Below are 17,409 nucleotides of genomic sequence, written 5' to 3' on the forward strand. Positions count from 1 at the left end.
CCTCCGGTCAGCGGATTAAAGTGCTCAGCGTGGTTGCAGACAGTTATCTTCTTTCCAGCCGTACAGCCACTCCATACCACGATAAAACTCTGCCTGCGATTTCCCTTTCCACAGCAGATTACGCACCTGGCGTTCTACCCCCGCAGCGTGGTATACCCGCCCCATTTCACGTGTCGACCAGACGATGCGCGCGGTGCGTGGAATACGTACCGACTCATACAGCGCAAAGGCTTGTGCCGCATCGCCGTCACATTCTGCCAGCGCCTTACCGAGCGTTACCGCGTCTTCCAGTGCCATACAGGCACCCTGCGCCATATATTGCGCCACCGGATGCGCCGCATCGCCCACCAGCGTTATGCGCTTCGTTCCCCACTTCGCCACCGGTTCGCGATCGGCAGTTGACCAGCGTCGCCATGAGGTCGGTTTATCCAGCATCTGGCGCGGGCGTGGATGAATGCCTTCAAAATAGGAGAGCACTTCCTCTTTACTGCCATCCTTCACGCCCCACTCTTCCTGCTGGCGACTGTGGAATGTTACCACCAGGTTATACTGCTTGCCGCCGCGCAAAGGGTAATGCACCAGGTGACAGTGCGGCCCCGCCCACAGTACCGGCGCGTTAATACGCAAATCTTCCGGCATATCGGCACAATCGATAACCGCACGGTAGACCACATGCCCGGTAACGCGCGGCACATCGCCTAATAAGCTCTGACGCACCACTGACTTCACGCCATCACAGCCAATCAGAATATCGCCGCTCCAGCTATTGCCCCGATCGTCGAAAACGGTAACATCGTCCGGCGTCTCGCGAATATCCACGACGTTAGTAGAGGTGTGATATTCGACGTCCGGGTGGGTCAGTACCGCTTCCCACACCGAGGCATGAATATCAACGCGGTGGATCACCGCATAAGGGCCGCCGAAATGGTCACGAAAGGCCTGACCGGTATCAATGCGCACCACTTCTTCGGCGTTTACCGCGTCCATCATAGTGATGTGATCGGTAAACACCGCGCGCTGACGGGCAATTTCGCCGACGCCAAGGCTGTCCAGCGCCGAAAACGCGTTCGGCCCCAGCTGGATGCCCGCGCCAATCTCACCAATCTCATGCGCCTTTTCCAGCAGCACCACTTTGATCCCCTGGCGGGCCAGTGACAGCGCAGTTGCCGCACCGCCGATCCCGCCTCCCACAATTACTGCGCGTGTCACTTTCGTCATTATGGTTCTCCTGGTCAGGCTGAAATTTTATCTTGTTGATTTTCTGGTGCGGCAGCGATGAACGCTGGCAGCTGCGTGCAGGCGTCGTACACTGCTTTACAGCGCGGATATGCACTCAGGTCGCAGTTCATGCGTAACGCATTTGCCCATTGTGGGACAAGGCAGCAGTCTGCCAGCGTCGGCGTCTCGCCCACGCAAAATTGTCCCGACTGGCTCTGGCGCAGCAGTTGTTCCACCGCGCTTAACCCTTGCTGGATCCAGTGCGCATACCAGCGTTTTTTCTCTTCTTCACTGACGTTCAGTTCTTCGGTCAGGTAGCGCAGCACGCGCAGGTTATTCAGAGGATGAATGTCGCAAGCGATGGCATAAACAATTTCCAGGACTTTATTGCGAGCCGGTTCTTCCAGCGGTAACAGCGGAACTTGCGGGTAATGACGATCCAGCCAGTCAATTATCGCCAGCGATTGACCGAGTGACTCGCCATCATCGGTCAGCAGCGTCGGCACCAGCCCGACCGGATTCATCCGCCGGTAGGCCAGTTCGTTTTGCTGACCAATACGGATATTCACCCCTTCGGTCTGGTAATCAATGCCCTTCAGAGCCAGCGCAATGCGTACCCGGTACGACGCTGAACTATTAAAAAAACTGTACAGCTTCATCTTGCACCTCAGACAATCTTCACCGCGATAGGGGTTAAACCCTCAACGTTGCCCGTGATCACATCACCTTTCACCACCGGGCCAACACCTTCCGGCGTGCCGGTGAAGATCAGATCGCCCGGTTGCAGTTCAAAGAAGCCGGACAGGTAGCTGATGGTTTCATTCACTGACCAGATGAGATGACGAATATCGCTGCGCTGATGATCTTCGCCGTTAACCTGTAACCAGATTGGCGCGTTATCAATACCGCCGGTTTCGCTGGCTTTGTGCAGCGGCGCGATGGGCGCAGAGAGATCAAACGCTTTACCAATTTCCCACGGACGCCCCATCTGGCGCATCTCCATTTGACGATCGCGACGGGTCATATCAAGCCCCGTGGCATAACCCCAGACATATTCATGGGCGTTTTCCAGCGGGATATCGCTGCCCTTTTTACCAATTGCCACTACCAGCTCAATTTCATAATGGTAGTTATCGGTCTGCGCCGGATACGGCAGCGCCAGCGTTTCGCCAGCGGCAACCGGAACAACGGCATCCGCTGGTTTGCAGAAGAAGAATGGCGGTTCACGATCCGGATCGAAGCCCATTTCGCGGGCGTGGGCAGCATAGTTACGCCCGACGCAGTAAACGCGGCGCACGGGGAATTGTTCATCACTGCCAACAACCGGTACGGTAACGGGCGCTTGCGGTTCGAATACGTATTGAGTCATTTTTTCTCTCCCAAATTAATAACGCGCTTCGCGGAACAGCCCCAGGGCTTCTTGTACCGGTCTGTCCGAAAAACTAAATAAAACGGTATCTTGCGTGGTCTGGAACGACACGCCGTGCCAGGTCGGCACCACGAAGATATCTTTTGCGGTAAAGGTGAAGGTTTCATTGCCGATAGTGACCTGCCCGCCGCCCTCCACCACGTGGTAGATGGTGCTGTCAGTAGTACGCGCCACGCGGGAGGCGAACCCTTTCGGCAACAGTTGCAGGAAAGCGCCCATCGACGGCATCGGATACCCGCCAGTGACCGGGTTGACGTAGCGCATTTTGTAGCCATCCCACTCATCGGCATCGCCCAGGCGGGTTAAATCGTGCAGCACTTCGCGGCTGCGGTCATAACGATAGTTAAAGATCGGCGAAGAGTTCCCCGTCTGATGGCGCAGCGGCAACATATTGGCGGCATAGCGCGGCAGATAATCCCCCTCTTTGCGCGTTACCGGTTGTTGCTCTTCCGGGTAATCTTCGGCAAAACCGCAGCCCAGAGTGTTCACTAATGGCAGATCCAGTCCATCGAGCCAGATAACCGGTTCGTCGCCAGGATTACCGTGATCATGCCAGCGCCACTGCGGGGTCAGGATAAAATCGCCCTCATTCATTGGCGTGCGTTCGCCATCAACGGCGGTAAATGCGCCTTTACCTTCAACAATAAAACGCAGCGCCGACTGGTTATGACGATGGCTTGGTGCCACTTCGCCTGGCATGATCAGTTGCAAACCGGCATACAAGGTGGCGGTAATGGAGGACTGACCGCGCAGCGCCGGGTTTTCCAGCACCAGTACGCGACGCACCGCCTCTTTCGCGCCAATCAGGCTGCCGCTCTCCAGCAACAACGGGCGGATCTCCTGATAATTCCAGTACGCTGGCGCACAATTAGCGTTGGGCGTTTTCGGCACCAGATGGTGCAACGACTCCCACAGCGGGGTCAGGTTTTGCCCGGAAATATGCTGATAAAATTGCTCGCGGCTATTTTGATTGTTATCAGTCATTGAGATGCTCCTTATTCGTTCACAACGCCTGCGCGAGGCAGTGAGTCAGGGACAGAGGTCGACTGGCGAACGACGGTAATCAGCAGCGTTAACATCACCGCACTGATCGCCGCAGGCACAGCGATAATGAAAAACAGAGTGTCGAAAGAGAAATTCATCGCCATCATCACGCCGCCAGAAAGCGAACCGACAATCGCACCGCAGCGGCCGACGGCGTTTGACCAGCTCACGCCCGTGGCGCGGCTTTGCGTTGGGTAGAGCGTGGCGGTCAGCGCGTTCAGCCCCACTTGCGATCCGCTGATGCCAATGCCAGTGCCAAAGACAGCCAGTGCCATCAGCCATAATCCGTCCTGGCTTAGGCCAATCATCACGATGCATATAACGCCTATGGCATAGCTCACAGCCAACACGCGGAAAGGATTGAATTTATCCATCAGTACGCCCAGCGCCAGCGCGCCCAACGTGCCGCCAATCTGGAATGCGGCGGTGACCCAGGACGCATGTTGCAGGTCGATACCACGATGGTTAAGCAGCGTCGGCATCCAGCTTGAGAGCAGGTAAATGATCAGCAGGCTCATGAAGAAAACGACCCACAGCATCAACGTGATGGTTAACTGACGCCCGGCAAACAACTGGCGAATGCTGCCTTTGGCAATAGCGGCTGGTTCATTGAGATAAAAGTGGGTATCGACATAACGCTCGCGAGTCATGGCACTCACGGTTTTTGCAATTACCGCCTGCGGTAACTGGCGGCGCACCTGCCAGCGTGGCGATTCCGGCAAAACCACCAGCAGCGCGACAAATAAAATCAGCGGTAATACGCCTCCCAGCACCAGAATGCCGTGCCAGCCAATCACCGGCACCAGTTGTGCGCTGACAATCCCGCCAAAGGCTGACCCCAGCGTGAAACCGCAAAACATCAGCGTTACCAGCGCGCCGCGACGACGAGCTGGCAGATATTCCGACGTCATGGTGATGGTATTCGGCATTGCGCCGCCAAGCCCTAACCCGGTGAGAAAGCGCAGGATTACCAGTGTTTGCAGATCTGGTGAAAAAGCAGAGGCAAGACTTAGCGCACCAAATAAAAAGACGCACAACTCAATGACCCGTTTACGACCAAAGCGATCGGACAACGGGCCGCAAAGCAGTGCGCCTGCGGTTAATCCCAACAGACCCGCACCAAACAGCGGCGCGAGATCGCCTGCGGAGAGTTGCCAGTGAGTACGAATATCGGGAGCGATAAAGCCGATAGCCGCCGTGTCAAAACCATCGAGCATTACCACCAGAAAACAGCAGATGATAACGCGCCACTGCATCTTGCCGACCGGAGCGGCATCGATCAGTGCTTGTAAATCACGTCGTTGAGTCATAGTGAATGCCTCAGTGCAGGTAAGGTAGATGTTTCTATTGTTTTGCATATGTTGCGATATTGTGATTAAAGAGATGAAATGTACAATGGCATTTTCGGCAGAGAGATAACCTGGAGGTTATGGCAAATGGCAAACTGGGCGCAGAAATTAAAACTTCATCACCTGCAAATGCTGGTGGCGCTGGGCGAACAAGGCAATCTGACCCATGTAGCGCGGATGATGAATATCACCCAGCCTGCGCTGTCGAAATGGCTGTCACAACTCGAAGATGAGATCGGCCTCACACTCTTTGAGCGGCACAGCAAAGGGCTACGTCCAACCGAAGGCGGCAAATTGTTACTGCAACATGCTCAACGGTTAATCAACGACATGGAGCGATCGCAGCATGAACTGGCGCGCTTTAAACAAGGCGGACTGGTCGGCAGTCTGAAAATAGGTTGTTCTCCTGTCGCCACTGACTGCGTATCCCAGGCGATTTTGCATTTGCTACAAGAGATGCCGACGCTGCACCTGAATATCGAAGAGAAGGTGATGACGCCATTACTGCAAGACCTGCTGGCAGGTTCTGTGGATGTAGTGGTTGGTCGTATTGGTGGTCGTGCGCTGCAACTGCCGCTGAATTATCAGGTGCTCTACACCGAGCCTGTGTGCTTTGTCGCTCGCCCGAACCATCCACTGGCGAAATATGCCGCTCTTGGCTGGAATGATCTGGCTAACTGGCGCTGGATAGTCTGGCCGACCGGGACACCTATTCGTCTCAGTATTGATAATGCGCTGGTAGAACATGGCGTGATGCTGCCAGAAAACACCATTGAATCGGCATCAATGAACGTCAGCACCAACCTGCTACAAAGCAGCGACATGATTTCTATACTCTCTTTACGTCTGGCGCAACGCTATGCCAGTCAGGGGCAACTGGTGATCCTGAATCTGCCGAAGATAGAACAGAAAGGCAGCGTCGGCGTGTTCTGGCGTAATAACGAAACGCCCTCCCGTGCGCTAAGTCGGTTTCTGCACTTTTTGAACCAGAATTAGACCACTGAATTGGACGCTTGCCCGATCTCCGTCTCCTGTAATTCAACTATGCTCAGATTTCATGATGTGATCGGTAGCACGTTTTACAGATTAATTGTATGATGAATCCATCTCATCTGGGGTGTTGATCATGAGTAAGACACTGAACATTATCTGGCAATATTTACGCGCTTTTGTCCTTATTTATGCCTGCCTGTATGCAGGCATTTTCATTGCTTCCCTGCTACCGGTAACCATTCCGGGTAGCATCATCGGGATGCTGATCCTCTTTGTCCTGCTGGCCTTGCAAATTCTTCCGGCGAAGTGGGTCAATCCGGGGTGCTACGTACTGATTCGCTATATGGCGCTATTGTTTGTGCCAATTGGCGTAGGCGTTATGCAATATTTTGATTTGCTACGCGCACAGTTTGGCCCGGTAGTGGTTTCCTGTGCCATTAGTACGCTGGTGGTTTTTCTGGTGGTGAGCTGGAGTTCGCACCTGGTACACGGTGAACGTAAAGTCATAGGTCAGAAAGGATCAGAGAAATGATGGCGAATATCTGGTGGTCGTTACCGCTGACATTGATTGTCTTTTTTGCCGCCCGCAAACTGGCAGCGCGGTATAAATTTCCATTGCTCAACCCGTTGCTGGTGGCAATGGTGGTGATCATTCCTTTTTTAATGCTGACCGGTATCTCTTACGACAGCTATTTTAAAGGGAGTGAGGTTTTAAACGATCTGCTGCAACCGGCGGTGGTGGCGCTGGCCTATCCTTTATATGAACAGCTGCATCAGATCCGCGCGCGCTGGAAGTCGATCATCACCATTTGCTTTATCGGCAGCGTGGTCGCGATGGTGACAGGCACGTCCGTGGCATTGCTGATGGGCGCTTCACCGGAAATCGCCGCGTCAATCCTGCCGAAATCGGTGACTACGCCAATTGCGATGGCGGTTGGCGGCAGTATTGGCGGTATCCCTGCAATTAGCGCAGTTTGCGTCATTTTCGTCGGTATTCTGGGCGCGGTGTTTGGTCATACATTGCTTAATGCGATGCGTATTCGCACCAAAGCGGCGCGCGGTCTGGCGATGGGGACGGCCTCACACGCCCTCGGTACGGCACGCTGTGCCGAGCTGGATTATCAGGAAGGCGCATTTAGTTCGCTGGCACTGGTGCTGTGCGGGATTATTACCTCGCTGATCGCACCGTTCCTTTTCCCGATAATTCTGGCTGTAATGGGCTAAAATTTTGCGATGCGTCGCGCATTTTTGATGTAAGTTTCACGCGTTGCATAATTAATGAGATTCAGATCACATATAAAGGCATAACGGGTTCGTAAACTGTTATCCCATTACATGATTATGAGGCAACGCCATGCATCCACGTTTTCAAACTGCTTTTGCCCAACTTGCGGATAACTTGCAATCTGCACTGGAACCCATTCTGGCAGACAAGTATTTTCCCGCGTTGTTGACCAAAGAGCAGGTCTCTTCGCTGAAGAGTGCAACGGGGCTGGACGAAGACGCGCTGGCTTTCGCACTGCTGCCGCTGGCGGCGGCCTGTGCCCGCACGCCATTGTCGAATTTTAATGTTGGCGCTATTGCGCGCGGCGTGAGTGGAACCTGGTATTTTGGTGCCAATATGGAATTTATTGGCGCGACAATGCAGCAAACCGTTCATGCCGAACAAAGTGCTATCAGCCACGCCTGGTTGAGCGGTGAGAAAGCACTGGCCGCTATCACCGTTAACTACACGCCTTGCGGTCACTGCCGTCAGTTTATGAATGAACTGAATAGCGGTCTGGATCTGCGTATTCATCTACCGGGTCGCGAAGCGCACGCGCTGCGTGACTATCTGCCGGATGCTTTTGGGCCGAAAGATCTGGAGATTAAAACGCTGCTGATGGATGAGCAGGATCACGGCTTTGCACTGACCGGCGATGCGCTTTCTCAGGCGGCAATTGCAGCGGCAAACCGTTCACACATGCCTTACAGCAAGTCCCCAAGCGGCGTGGCGCTGGAATGTAAAGACGGTCGTATTTTCAGCGGCAGCTACGCTGAAAACGCGGCGTTCAACCCGACTCTGCCGCCATTACAAGGAGCGTTAATTCTGTTGAATCTCAAGGGTTATGACTACCCGGATATTCAGCGCGCGATTCTGGCAGAAAAAGCCGATGCGCCGTTGATTCAGTGGGATGCAACCTCCGCAACGCTGAAAGCTCTCGGCTGCAACAATATCGACCGCGTTCTTCTCGCTTAAGCCTGGTGCCGGATGCGGCGTGAACGCCTTGTCCGGCCTACAGGTCTGGCACACTGATAAGCGTCGCATCAGGCTTGCCAACTTATCCTGGTGTCGAAAATCCCGGCAAACAGTTTGCCGTTTCTTGCGCAAAGCCCGCAGGTAAAGTAGCCTGATTGAAATTCCCCAAGATCGAGTTTTCTGCATGTTAAAGCGCGTGTTTTACAGCCTGTTAGTCCTGATCGGCTTGCTGCTGTTGACTGTGCTCGGCCTCGATCGCTGGATGAGCTGGAAAACTGCGCCTTATATCTACGACGAGTTACAGGATCTCCCCTACCGCCAGGTCGGCGTGGTACTTGGCACCGCGAAGTATTATCGCACCGGGGTAATTAATCAGTATTACCGCTACCGTATTCAGGGCGCAATAAATGCCTATAACAGCGGTAAGGTGAATTATCTATTACTTAGCGGCGATAACGCGTTGCAGAGTTATAACGAACCGATGACCATGCGCAAAGATTTAATTGCCGCTGGTGTTGATCCGGCTGATATTGTTCTCGACTACGCAGGTTTTCGAACCCTCGACTCTATCGTACGCACGCGCAAAGTGTTCGATACTAACGACTTCATTATTATCACTCAGCGTTTCCACTGTGAGCGGGCATTATTTATCGCTCTGCATATGGGTATTCAGGCGCAGTGTTATGCCGTACCATCACCCAAAGATATGTGGTCGGTACGTATTCGTGAATTTGCCGCTCGTTTCGGCGCTCTGGCTGATCTTTATATCTTTAAACGTGAGCCACGCTTTTTAGGTCCGCTGGTTCCAATTCCGGCAATGCACCAGGTGCCGGAAGATGCGCAGGGGTATCCGGCCGTTACCCCCGAACAATTACTTGAATTAGAAAAGAAACAAGGAAAGTAGTTATGGATGTTCAGCAGTTTTTTGTCATTGCCGTTTTTTTCCTGATCCCTGTATTTTGTTTTCGCGAAGCCTGGAAAGGTTGGCGTGCTGGCGCAATTGATAAACGGGTTAAAAATTCCCTGGAACCGGTGTATGTCTGGCGTGACAAAAATCCCGGACTCTTCTTCGCTTATATAGTGGCATATAGCGGCTTCGGACTTTTATCCATCGGTATGATTATTTATCTTATTTTTTACCGGTAATATTATTTCTTCCTCTCGTTAATTATTGAGAATAATTATTAGTTCACCCTCAGGCTGCGGATATAACATTCTGAACCGCAGCTATTTGTGAATCTTTTCACAGTTTAAATTCCCCCACACGCTTAGCCTTAATATTAGTACGTTATATTTACCCAAAATAATTTGAGTTGCAGAAAGGTGCGATGTCGCAGCACATGCCACTTGAAGTATTGCGGGTAAAACAGGCGTTCGCCTTAATTACCCATAGCATTAAGGAAGATCACATGCCGCAACAAAATTATCTGGATGAACTCACTCTGGCTTTTACGCCTTTACTGGCGATTAAAGAAGCCTCCCGCTGTTTATTATGTCACGACGCGCCCTGCAGCCAGGCTTGCCCGGCGCAAACCGATCCGGGGAAATTTATTCGCTCAATCTATTTTCGTAATTTTAAAGGTGCTGCCGAGACAATTCGCGAAAATAATGCGCTCGGTGCCGTTTGCGCCAGAGTGTGCCCTACGGAAAAATTATGCCAGAGCGGTTGTACCCGTGCGGGTGTCGATGACCCCATTGATATTGGTCGCTTACAACGTTTTGTTACTGATTTTGAACAACAAACTGGAATGGAAATTTATCAACCAGGCAGCAAGACGCGCGGTAAAGTCGCGATTATTGGTGCTGGTCCTGCCGGATTACAAGCCAGCGTGACGCTGACCAATCTGGGCTACGACGTCACAATTTATGAAAAAGAAGCGCAGCCCGGTGGCTGGTTGTGTAACGGTATTCCGCAATTTCGTTTGCCGCAATCAGTGCTGGAAGCGGAAATCGCTCGCATCGAAAAAATGGGTGTAGCCATTAAGTGCAACTGTGAAATTGGCAAAACGCTTTCGCTGGAACAACTGAAAGCAGAAAACCGCGCAGTGCTGGTCACCGTGGGGTTATCGAGCGGTTCTCGGCTGCCGCTGTTTGAGCATAGCGACGTTGAGATCGCCGTCGATTTCCTGCAACGCGCGCGTCAGGCACAAGGCGATATCAGCATCCCGCAAAGCGCATTAATTATTGGCGGCGGCGATGTCGCGATGGACGTTGCCAGCACGCTGAAAGTTCTCGGCTGCCAGGCGGTGACCTGTGTAGCGCGCGAAGAGTTAGATGAATTTCCGGCAAGCAAGAAAGAGTTCACCAGCGCCCAGAAATTGGGGGTATCGATTATCGATGGATTTACGCCAGTGGCGGTAAATGGCAATAAAGTTACCTTTAAACATGTTTGTTTGCCGGGCGAACTGACAATGGCAGCGGACAAAATTATTCTCGCCGTCGGTCAACATGCCGAACTTACCGCTTTTGCGGCGCTGGAGCCGAAGAGCAACATCATCGAAACGAAAAATTACCAGACTCGCGACCCACAACTGTTTGCCGCTGGCGATATTGTTGAGGGCGACAAAACCGTGGTTTATGCCGTGAAGACCGGGAAAGAAGCCGCCGAGGCGATTCATCACTATTTAGAGGGAGCTTGCTCATGTTAACGAAAGATCTTTCTATTACCTTTTGCGGCGTGAAGTTTCCCAACCCGTTCTGCCTCTCTTCTTCGCCGGTCGGCAACTGCTACGAGATGTGCGCCAAAGCCTACGACACCGGCTGGGGCGGCGTGGTGTTCAAAACGATCGGCTTTTTTATCGCCAACGAAGTTTCGCCACGTTTTGATCATCTGGTGAAAGAAGATACCGGTTTTATTGGCTTCAAAAATATGGAGCAGATTGCCGAACATCCCCTGGAGGAGAATCTGGCCGCTTTGCGTCGGTTGAAAGAAGATTACCCTGACAAGGTGCTGATCGCCTCGATCATGGGGGAAAATGAGCAACAATGGGAGGATTTGGCGCGTCTGGTGCAAAAAGCAGGCGCCGATATGATCGAATGTAATTTCTCCTGCCCGCAGATGACCTCTCATGCGATGGGGAGCGATGTCGGGCAAAGTCCGGAACTGGTAGAAAAATATTGTCGTGCGGTGAAACGCGGTTCCACGCTGCCAATGCTGGCGAAGATGACGCCGAATATCGGTGATATGTGCGAAGTGGCGCTGGCGGCGAAACGCGGCGGCGCAGATGGCATTGCGGCGATTAACACCGTCAAATCCATCACCAATATCGATCTTAATCAGAAAATTGGTATGCCGATCGTCAACGGTAAATCGAGTATTTCCGGTTATTCCGGTAAAGCGGTGAAACCAATCGCCCTGCGCTTTATTCAGCAAATGCGTACCCATCCGGAACTGCGTGATTTCCCGATTAGCGGTATCGGTGGTATTGAGACCTGGGAAGATGCAGCGGAGTTTTTATTACTCGGCGCGGCGACGTTGCAGGTGACCACTGGCATCATGCAGTACGGTTATCGCATTGTGGAAGATATGACGAGCGGGTTGTCGCATTATCTTGCCGATCAGGGGTTTGATTCATTGCAGGAGATGGTTGGCCTGGCGAATCATAATATTGTCCCGGCGGAAGATTTAGACCGCAGTTATATCGTCTATCCCCATATTAATCTTGATAAATGTGTCGGCTGTGGGCGCTGTTATATTTCCTGCTACGACGGTGGGCATCAGGCGATGGAATGGGATGAGAAATCGCGCACGCCGCACTGTAATACCGAGAAGTGCGTCGGTTGTCTGCTTTGCGGTCATGTCTGTCCGGTGGGTTGTATTGATCTCGGGGAAGTGAAGTTTAAGAAAGGAGAAAAAGAACACCCGGTAACGTTGTAAAACCAGAGACGCATCCGGCATTTGGTTCCTGTCGCCGGATGCGGCGTAAACGCCTTATCCGTATATGGACACCTCCCGTTGTGCAAGTTATTTTTCATCTGTGTGACGGGAGTAAGTTGCATTCGTATATCCGGCCTCTCTTACGGTACCGTCGTACCCGGCCATGATGTTATCTGCACATCTGTTTCCTTTCGGCCTGCCGGCTTTGCTTTGCAGGGAGCCATGGATAAGGTCGGATTTGCCAGATGTCGGTCTTACCTGTTACACATCAGTTCTTTATAACTTTGCACACTTACGGCAGGTTTGTTGCTCGTTTACTTACAGGGACGTCAGTGCTGCTTACGCTGCATTCTTCACCCCATGGTATTCTTCACCACGATTTAATATCGCCCACGCTATCCGGATGTTTTTATTTGCCAGCGCCACCACGGCGATATTGTTATTACGTCTTTCTGCCACCGACTGTAGCCAGAGGCTGCGTCTGTCTGTTTTTCCGGCGCTGAACCTCAGGACTGCACGGGCACCATGGATTATCAGCGTTCTCAGGTAACTGTCACCACGTTTGCTGATATGGCCCAGCCGCTCTTTTCCGCCGCTTGAATGCTGTCGCGGAACCAGTCCAATAAAGGCCGACATTTCCCGACCGTTTTTAAATTGCTTCGCATCGCCCACGGCAGCCACCAGTGCACTCGCCACTATCGGGCCAAAACCCTCTATTTCCATCAGCCGTTTTATGCGGATATCGTCCCGTGCCGCCTGCTGAAGACGCCGGTCATGACGCGATATGCGCTCATCCAGCATCTGCATTTCCTCTGACAGCTCGCACAACAGACGGATGAAGCGGTCATTCCACTGCTCCTGCTGCGACAGGATTTCCGGCAGGGCTTTACGCACGTGATTTATCCCCACTGGCAGCACCAGACCAAATTCACTCAACAGCCCCCGGATTTCATTGCACAGTGCAGTCCGCTCGCGGATGATCCTGGCCCGGACCCGGTGCTCTGCCTGTAACGTCTGCTGTGCTTCCGATTTGAGAGCGACAAAACGCATACCAGGCCTGCTGATGGCCTCGCAGATGGCTGCTGCATCATTGGCGTCGTTTTTGTTGCCTTTGAGATAAGGTTTGACGAGTTTCGGCGGAATAATACGCACGGTATGGCCCATGCGGGTGAGCTCGCGGGTCCAGTAATGGGAAGAGCCACAGGCCTCAATACCAATAAGACAGGGAGAAAGGCCGGAGAAAAACGTCATCATGTGGGCACGGCGCAGGGTTTTTCGCAGTACCACTTTTTCATGGTGATCGACGCCGTGGATCTGAAAAACATTTTTTGCAAGGTCGAGACCAATACGCTTAATATTCATGACGGACACCTCCACCTGGGAACTGAGTACACCTCAGTCTGGCACATTGATGCCGTAAGGCGGGAGGTGTCCATCACATCGGCCTACAAAAACCATACAAATCAGTATATTGAGCCCATTGTAGGCCGGATAAAACGCGCCAGCGTTGCATCCGGCATTTGGATCCTGTCGCCGGATGCGGCGTGAACGCCTTATCCGGCCTACAAAACAACACAAATCATGATGTTATGTGCATTTATGACCGAATGCGAGCCACATTCATATCACTTCTTACGCGCGTATTTCAGTGAATCCAGCGCCACGGCGAAGATAATAATCGCCCCTTTAATGATGTACTGCCAGTACGGGTTTACGCCGATGTACGTCAGGCCATAGTTGATGACCGTAAAGATAATAACCCCGGTCACCACGCCAATCACTGTCCCCACACCGCCGCTGAACGATACGCCGCCCACCACGCACGCCGCGATAGCATCCAGCTCATACATAAAGCCGAGGTTGTTAGTCGCAGAGCCGATACGTCCGGCTTCTAACATTCCGCCGAAGGCATAGAACACACCAGACAGCGCATAAATCATCAGCAGATTCAGGCCGACGTTGACACCAGAAACCTTCGCCGCTTCCGGGTTACCGCCGATAGCAAAAATGTTCTTACCGAAGCGGGTTTTGTTCCACAGTACCCAAACGAACGCCACGGCAATCAGCGCGTAGAAGGTGATGTAAGAGAGCCGGAAACTCCCCAATGCAATAAAGCCCTGGGCAAAGGTGGAGAAGCCGCTATCAAAACCGGAAATCGGTGACGCACCAACAAAATCGTAATAGAGCGAGTTGATGCCGTAGACGATAATCATCGTACCAAGCGTGGTAATAAACGGCGTCACGTTGAGATAAGCAATGATCAGGCCGTTGATTAAACCGATAACCGCACCAATGGCACAGACAATCAGAATAACCAGCGCAATCGGCATCGTCGCCATTTCCGGGAACACTTTGTTGGCGTTTTCCATCGACTGCAATAACGTCGCTGCCACCACCGCTGCCAGCCCTACCTGGCGCCCGGCAGAAAGGTCGGTTCCCTGGGTGACAATTAACCCTGCCACGCCAAGCGCGATAATAATACGTACCGATGACTGGGTAAGAATATTACTTAAGTTCAACAGACTTAAAAAAGTAGGATCCTGGAAAATTATAATCGCCAGCAAAACTAAAAGAACGACGTAAATACCGCCCTCTTTCAGGTAAGTAAGAAAACTTTTCTTATTTAACGCACTCATGGGAAGCCCCTAATCTTAAAGGTGCAAAGACGCAAGACGCAGAATTTCGTTTTGCGTTGTTGTTTTTGTATCGACAATTCCAGAAACGAGACCATTGCTCATCACCAGAATACGGTCTGTTATCCCTAACAACTCTGGCATTTCTGAGGAGATAATAATAATCCCCTTGCCTTTCTTCGCCAGTTCAGCAATTAACTGATAAATTTCAAACTTCGCCCCGACATCAATACCGCGCGTCGGTTCATCGAGCATTAATATTTCTGGTTGCGTTAGCAGCCAGCGACCAATAATCACCTTTTGCTGATTACCGCCGGAGAGCGAACCAATTTGTGTTCGATGCCCCGGCGTTTTTACCCGCATCGAATCAATAACCCACTGGGTATCGCTTTTCATCCGCGAGTTATCCAGTAACCCAACTTTATTTTTGTAGTTGCGAATATTGGAAATTAACGAGTTAAAACCAATATCAAGATAGGCATAAATTCCCGTCGAGCGGCGCTCTTCGGTCACCAGTGCAAATCCGTGGTTAATAGCTTCGTTGGCGTTATGGTTATTGATCTTTTTGCCGTGCAACGTAATGGTGCCAGCCGATTTCTCGCGAATACCAAATAACGTCTCAACGATATCAGTACGTTTCGCTCCCACCAGACCGGCAATACCGAGGATCTCCCCTTTGTGCAGATCAAACGAAACATCGCGGATGGAAGGCTGGCGCAGCGACGTCAGGTTACGCACTTCCAGAATCACTTCGCCTGGCGTGTTTTGTTTGTCCGGAAAACGCTGGTTAAGAGAACGCCCAACCATCATGGCGATGATCTTGTCCATCGTCAGCCCTGCCAGCGGTTCGGTGGCGATCCACTGACCGTCACGCAATACGGTGACTTCATCACATAACTGGAAAATTTCTTCCATTTTATGCGAGATATAAACAATACCGCAGCCGCGCTCTTTTAATTTACGAATAATAGTGAACAGATGATTGACCTCTTTTTCGGTTAACGAAGAAGTCGGCTCATCCATAATCACGATTTTCGCGTTATAGGAAAACGCTTTGGCGATTTCGATCATTTGCATTTGCGAAACAGATAATGTCCCGACCCGCGCACGCGGATCGATATCAATATCCAGTTCATCAAAAATCGCTTTGGTTTCACGGTACATTTTGTCCTGATCGACAAACATGCCTTTGGTGGGATATCGCCCCAGCCACATGTTGTCCATCACCGACCGTTGTAATACCAGATTTAACTCCTGGTGTACCATCGAAATACCATTTTCCAGTGCTTCTTTGGCAGAATGAAAATCGATCTCTTTACCCTGGAATAAAATGGTGCCGGAGTCTTTTTGATAAATACCAAACAGGCATTTTAATAATGTCGATTTTCCTGCGCCGTTTTCTCCCATTAATGCATGGATAGAATGTGGCCGGACTTTTAAATTAACGTTATCAAGTGCCTTAACACCAGGAAAGGACTTGTTGATACCGCTCATTTCCAACAAGTATTCCCCGGAAGACGAAGCCGTTGAGCTGACCATATAATTTTACCTTGTTGGCCATACAATAAGGGCGCAGTAAACGACTGCGCCCAATCAGTCTTATTTCTTGCTGAATTCAGCCAGGTTGTCTTTATCTACGCCAACATAAGGAACGCGGACAACTTTATTGTCGATTTTCCAGTTGGTGCCATCAGCCGCACCTTTGCCATCGGCCAGGTTTTTCGCCAGATCAAAGGTCGCTTTCGCCTGGTTGTTAGCATCGTTCAGCACCGTGCCCGCCAGTGCACCGGATTTCACCAGTGCCAGAGCTTCTGGCAGCGCATCGACGCCAAACACCGGAATGCTGGACTTGTTGTGTGCTTTCAGTGCTTCTACCGCGCCCATTGCCATCGCATCGTTGTTGGCAATAACCACTTCGATTTTGTTGGCGTTCGGGCCAGACAGCCAGGCGTCCATCTTATCTTTCGCCTGAGCGGTGTCCCACATTGCGGTATCTAACTGTAACTGTTCCGTTTTGATGCCTTTGTCGTTCAGTTCTTTAATCACGTAGGTGGTACGCGCTTCTGCATCCGGATGGCCCGGTTCACCTTTCAGCAGTACGAACTGAATCTGACCATCTTTGTTGAGATCCCAACCCTGATTCGCCGCCCAGTGTTTAGCAATCAAATCGCCCTGAATAATGCCAGACTCTTTCGAGTCGGTGCCAACGTAGTAGGCTTTGTCGTAGCTATCCAGCGCCTTACGGGAAGGCTCTTTGTTGAAGAAAACGATTGGTACGTTTTGTCCGCGCGCTTTCTCAATCACTGTACCCGCAGCAGCCGGGTCAACCAGGTTGATTGCCAGCGCCTTCACCCCTTTCGCCAACAGCACGTCAATCTGATCGTTCTGCTTGGACTGGTCATTCTGTGAATCATTCATCAGCAACTGGACGTCTGGCGCGGCTTTCGCATCTTGTTCGATAGCCTTACGCACGACAGACATAAAGTTATCGTCATATTTATAAATCGTCACACCAATGCGGGTATCAGCAGCGTGTGCAGCGGCACCGAATAACATGCTGGCCATCACAGCAGACAGGGTTAACACCTTCTTATTCATGGTATCTCCGGTTTTTCTTATGCAGGGTA

General features: G+C 51.7%; 17 protein-coding genes. 8 read left to right on the top strand and 9 right to left on the bottom strand.

Annotated features, from left to right (window positions below):
* Positions 1 to 24: 24 nt before the first annotated feature.
* From WES_RS07530 to WES_RS07510, 5 genes are read right to left on the bottom strand one after another with little or no spacing between them, the layout of a single operon-like run.
* On the bottom strand, positions 25 to 1,218 hold the full coding sequence (locus WES_RS07530) for a 3-hydroxybenzoate 6-monooxygenase (RefSeq protein ID WP_016158613.1): 1,194 nt from the start codon (positions 1,216 to 1,218) through the stop codon (positions 25 to 27).
* A 14-nt stretch (positions 1,219 to 1,232) separates the two neighbouring features.
* Positions 1,233 to 1,877, bottom strand: coding sequence for a maleylacetoacetate isomerase (gene maiA, locus WES_RS07525; RefSeq protein ID WP_016158614.1), 645 nt, complete (start codon positions 1,875 to 1,877; stop codon positions 1,233 to 1,235).
* An 8-nt stretch (positions 1,878 to 1,885) separates the two neighbouring features.
* Positions 1,886 to 2,587: a fumarylacetoacetate hydrolase family protein gene (locus WES_RS07520; protein WP_000196041.1), complete on the bottom strand. Its 702-nt coding sequence runs from the start codon at positions 2,585 to 2,587 to the stop codon at positions 1,886 to 1,888.
* Positions 2,588 to 2,602: 15 nt separating this feature from the next.
* Positions 2,603 to 3,631, bottom strand: coding sequence for a gentisate 1,2-dioxygenase (gtdA, locus tag WES_RS07515; RefSeq protein WP_016158615.1), 1,029 nt, complete (start codon positions 3,629 to 3,631; stop codon positions 2,603 to 2,605).
* An 11-nt stretch (positions 3,632 to 3,642) separates the two neighbouring features.
* Entirely contained in the window at positions 3,643 to 5,001 is a 1,359-nt protein-coding gene (locus tag WES_RS07510) for a 3-hydroxybenzoate transporter MhbT (RefSeq protein WP_016158616.1), read from the bottom strand.
* A gap of 126 nt (positions 5,002 to 5,127) precedes the next feature.
* On the opposite strand from WES_RS07510, the gene WES_RS07505 reads away from it, so the two are divergent.
* The 8 genes from WES_RS07505 (at position 5,128) to preA (ending at position 12,149) form a co-directional block, all read left to right on the top strand.
* The gene (locus WES_RS07505; protein WP_016158617.1) at positions 5,128 to 6,036 is read left to right on the top strand and encodes a LysR substrate-binding domain-containing protein; all 909 of its coding nucleotides are present in this window, start codon (positions 5,128 to 5,130) and stop codon (positions 6,034 to 6,036) included.
* 130 nt (positions 6,037 to 6,166) lie between these two features.
* A complete protein-coding gene (locus WES_RS07500; RefSeq protein WP_001516704.1) occupies positions 6,167 to 6,565 on the top strand; it encodes a CidA/LrgA family protein in 399 nt (132 codons plus the stop codon).
* Positions 6,562 to 7,257, top strand: a complete 696-nt coding sequence (locus WES_RS07495) for a CidB/LrgB family autolysis modulator (protein WP_000968208.1) — start codon at positions 6,562 to 6,564, stop codon at positions 7,255 to 7,257. Before WES_RS07500 ends, WES_RS07495 begins: the two co-directional genes overlap by 4 nt.
* A 130-nt stretch (positions 7,258 to 7,387) precedes the next feature.
* The gene (gene cdd, locus WES_RS07490; RefSeq protein ID WP_000553573.1) at positions 7,388 to 8,272 is read left to right on the top strand and encodes a cytidine deaminase; all 885 of its coding nucleotides are present in this window, start codon (positions 7,388 to 7,390) and stop codon (positions 8,270 to 8,272) included.
* A gap of 184 nt (positions 8,273 to 8,456) precedes the next feature.
* Entirely contained in the window at positions 8,457 to 9,176 is a 720-nt protein-coding gene (gene sanA / locus WES_RS07485) for an outer membrane permeability protein SanA (RefSeq protein WP_000920075.1), read from the top strand.
* Between the two features lie 2 nt (positions 9,177 to 9,178).
* A complete protein-coding gene (locus WES_RS07480) occupies positions 9,179 to 9,418 on the top strand; it encodes a DUF2542 family protein (RefSeq protein WP_000383083.1) in 240 nt (79 codons plus the stop codon).
* A 263-nt stretch (positions 9,419 to 9,681) separates the two neighbouring features.
* Positions 9,682 to 10,920 (top strand): NAD(P)-dependent oxidoreductase, encoded by a 1,239-nt coding sequence (locus tag WES_RS07475; protein ID WP_016158618.1) that lies wholly within the window; start codon positions 9,682 to 9,684, stop codon positions 10,918 to 10,920.
* Complete coding sequence (gene preA, locus WES_RS07470) at positions 10,914 to 12,149, top strand: NAD-dependent dihydropyrimidine dehydrogenase subunit PreA (protein WP_016158619.1); 1,236 nt, start codon at positions 10,914 to 10,916, stop codon at positions 12,147 to 12,149. The genes WES_RS07475 and preA overlap by 7 nt, the downstream gene beginning before the upstream one ends.
* Positions 12,150 to 12,488: 339 nt before the next feature.
* Here the strand turns inward: preA and WES_RS07465 are convergent, their stop codons facing one another.
* The 4 genes from WES_RS07465 to mglB form a co-directional block, all read right to left on the bottom strand.
* The gene (locus WES_RS07465; RefSeq protein WP_016158620.1) at positions 12,489 to 13,511 is read right to left on the bottom strand and encodes an IS110 family RNA-guided transposase; all 1,023 of its coding nucleotides are present in this window, start codon (positions 13,509 to 13,511) and stop codon (positions 12,489 to 12,491) included.
* A 263-nt stretch (positions 13,512 to 13,774) separates the two neighbouring features.
* Entirely contained in the window at positions 13,775 to 14,785 is a 1,011-nt protein-coding gene (mglC, locus tag WES_RS07460) for a galactose/methyl galactoside ABC transporter permease MglC (RefSeq protein ID WP_001275121.1), read from the bottom strand.
* Positions 14,786 to 14,800: 15 nt separating this feature from the next.
* Positions 14,801 to 16,321, bottom strand: coding sequence for a galactose/methyl galactoside ABC transporter ATP-binding protein MglA (gene mglA, locus WES_RS07455; protein WP_000255012.1), 1,521 nt, complete (start codon positions 16,319 to 16,321; stop codon positions 14,801 to 14,803).
* 60 nt (positions 16,322 to 16,381) lie between these two features.
* On the bottom strand, positions 16,382 to 17,380 hold the full coding sequence (gene mglB / locus WES_RS07450; protein ID WP_001036961.1) for a galactose/glucose ABC transporter substrate-binding protein MglB: 999 nt from the start codon (positions 17,378 to 17,380) through the stop codon (positions 16,382 to 16,384).
* Positions 17,381 to 17,409: the final 29 nt, after the last annotated feature.

It is taken from the genome of Escherichia sp. KTE31, from assembly GCF_000407925.1.
GTDB lineage: Bacteria > Pseudomonadota > Gammaproteobacteria > Enterobacterales > Enterobacteriaceae > Escherichia > Escherichia ruysiae.

Coding starts and splice junctions, on each gene's coding strand:
- WES_RS07530 (WP_016158613.1), bottom strand. CDS start 1,218: ATGACGAAAGTGACACGCGCAGTAATTGTGGGAGGCGGGATCGGCGGT.
- maiA (WP_016158614.1), bottom strand. CDS start 1,877: ATGAAGCTGTACAGTTTTTTTAATAGTTCAGCGTCGTACCGGGTACGC.
- WES_RS07520 (WP_000196041.1), bottom strand. CDS start 2,587: ATGACTCAATACGTATTCGAACCGCAAGCGCCCGTTACCGTACCGGTT.
- gtdA (WP_016158615.1), bottom strand. CDS start 3,631: ATGACTGATAACAATCAAAATAGCCGCGAGCAATTTTATCAGCATATT.
- WES_RS07510 (WP_016158616.1), bottom strand. CDS start 5,001: ATGACTCAACGACGTGATTTACAAGCACTGATCGATGCCGCTCCGGTC.
- WES_RS07505 (WP_016158617.1), top strand. CDS start 5,128: ATGGCAAACTGGGCGCAGAAATTAAAACTTCATCACCTGCAAATGCTG.
- WES_RS07500 (WP_001516704.1), top strand. CDS start 6,167: ATGAGTAAGACACTGAACATTATCTGGCAATATTTACGCGCTTTTGTC.
- WES_RS07495 (WP_000968208.1), top strand. CDS start 6,562: ATGATGGCGAATATCTGGTGGTCGTTACCGCTGACATTGATTGTCTTT.
- cdd (WP_000553573.1), top strand. CDS start 7,388: ATGCATCCACGTTTTCAAACTGCTTTTGCCCAACTTGCGGATAACTTG.
- sanA (WP_000920075.1), top strand. CDS start 8,457: ATGTTAAAGCGCGTGTTTTACAGCCTGTTAGTCCTGATCGGCTTGCTG.
- WES_RS07480 (WP_000383083.1), top strand. CDS start 9,179: ATGGATGTTCAGCAGTTTTTTGTCATTGCCGTTTTTTTCCTGATCCCT.
- WES_RS07475 (WP_016158618.1), top strand. CDS start 9,682: ATGCCGCAACAAAATTATCTGGATGAACTCACTCTGGCTTTTACGCCT.
- preA (WP_016158619.1), top strand. CDS start 10,914: ATGTTAACGAAAGATCTTTCTATTACCTTTTGCGGCGTGAAGTTTCCC.
- WES_RS07465 (WP_016158620.1), bottom strand. CDS start 13,511: ATGAATATTAAGCGTATTGGTCTCGACCTTGCAAAAAATGTTTTTCAG.
- mglC (WP_001275121.1), bottom strand. CDS start 14,785: ATGAGTGCGTTAAATAAGAAAAGTTTTCTTACTTACCTGAAAGAGGGC.
- mglA (WP_000255012.1), bottom strand. CDS start 16,321: ATGGTCAGCTCAACGGCTTCGTCTTCCGGGGAATACTTGTTGGAAATG.
- mglB (WP_001036961.1), bottom strand. CDS start 17,380: ATGAATAAGAAGGTGTTAACCCTGTCTGCTGTGATGGCCAGCATGTTA.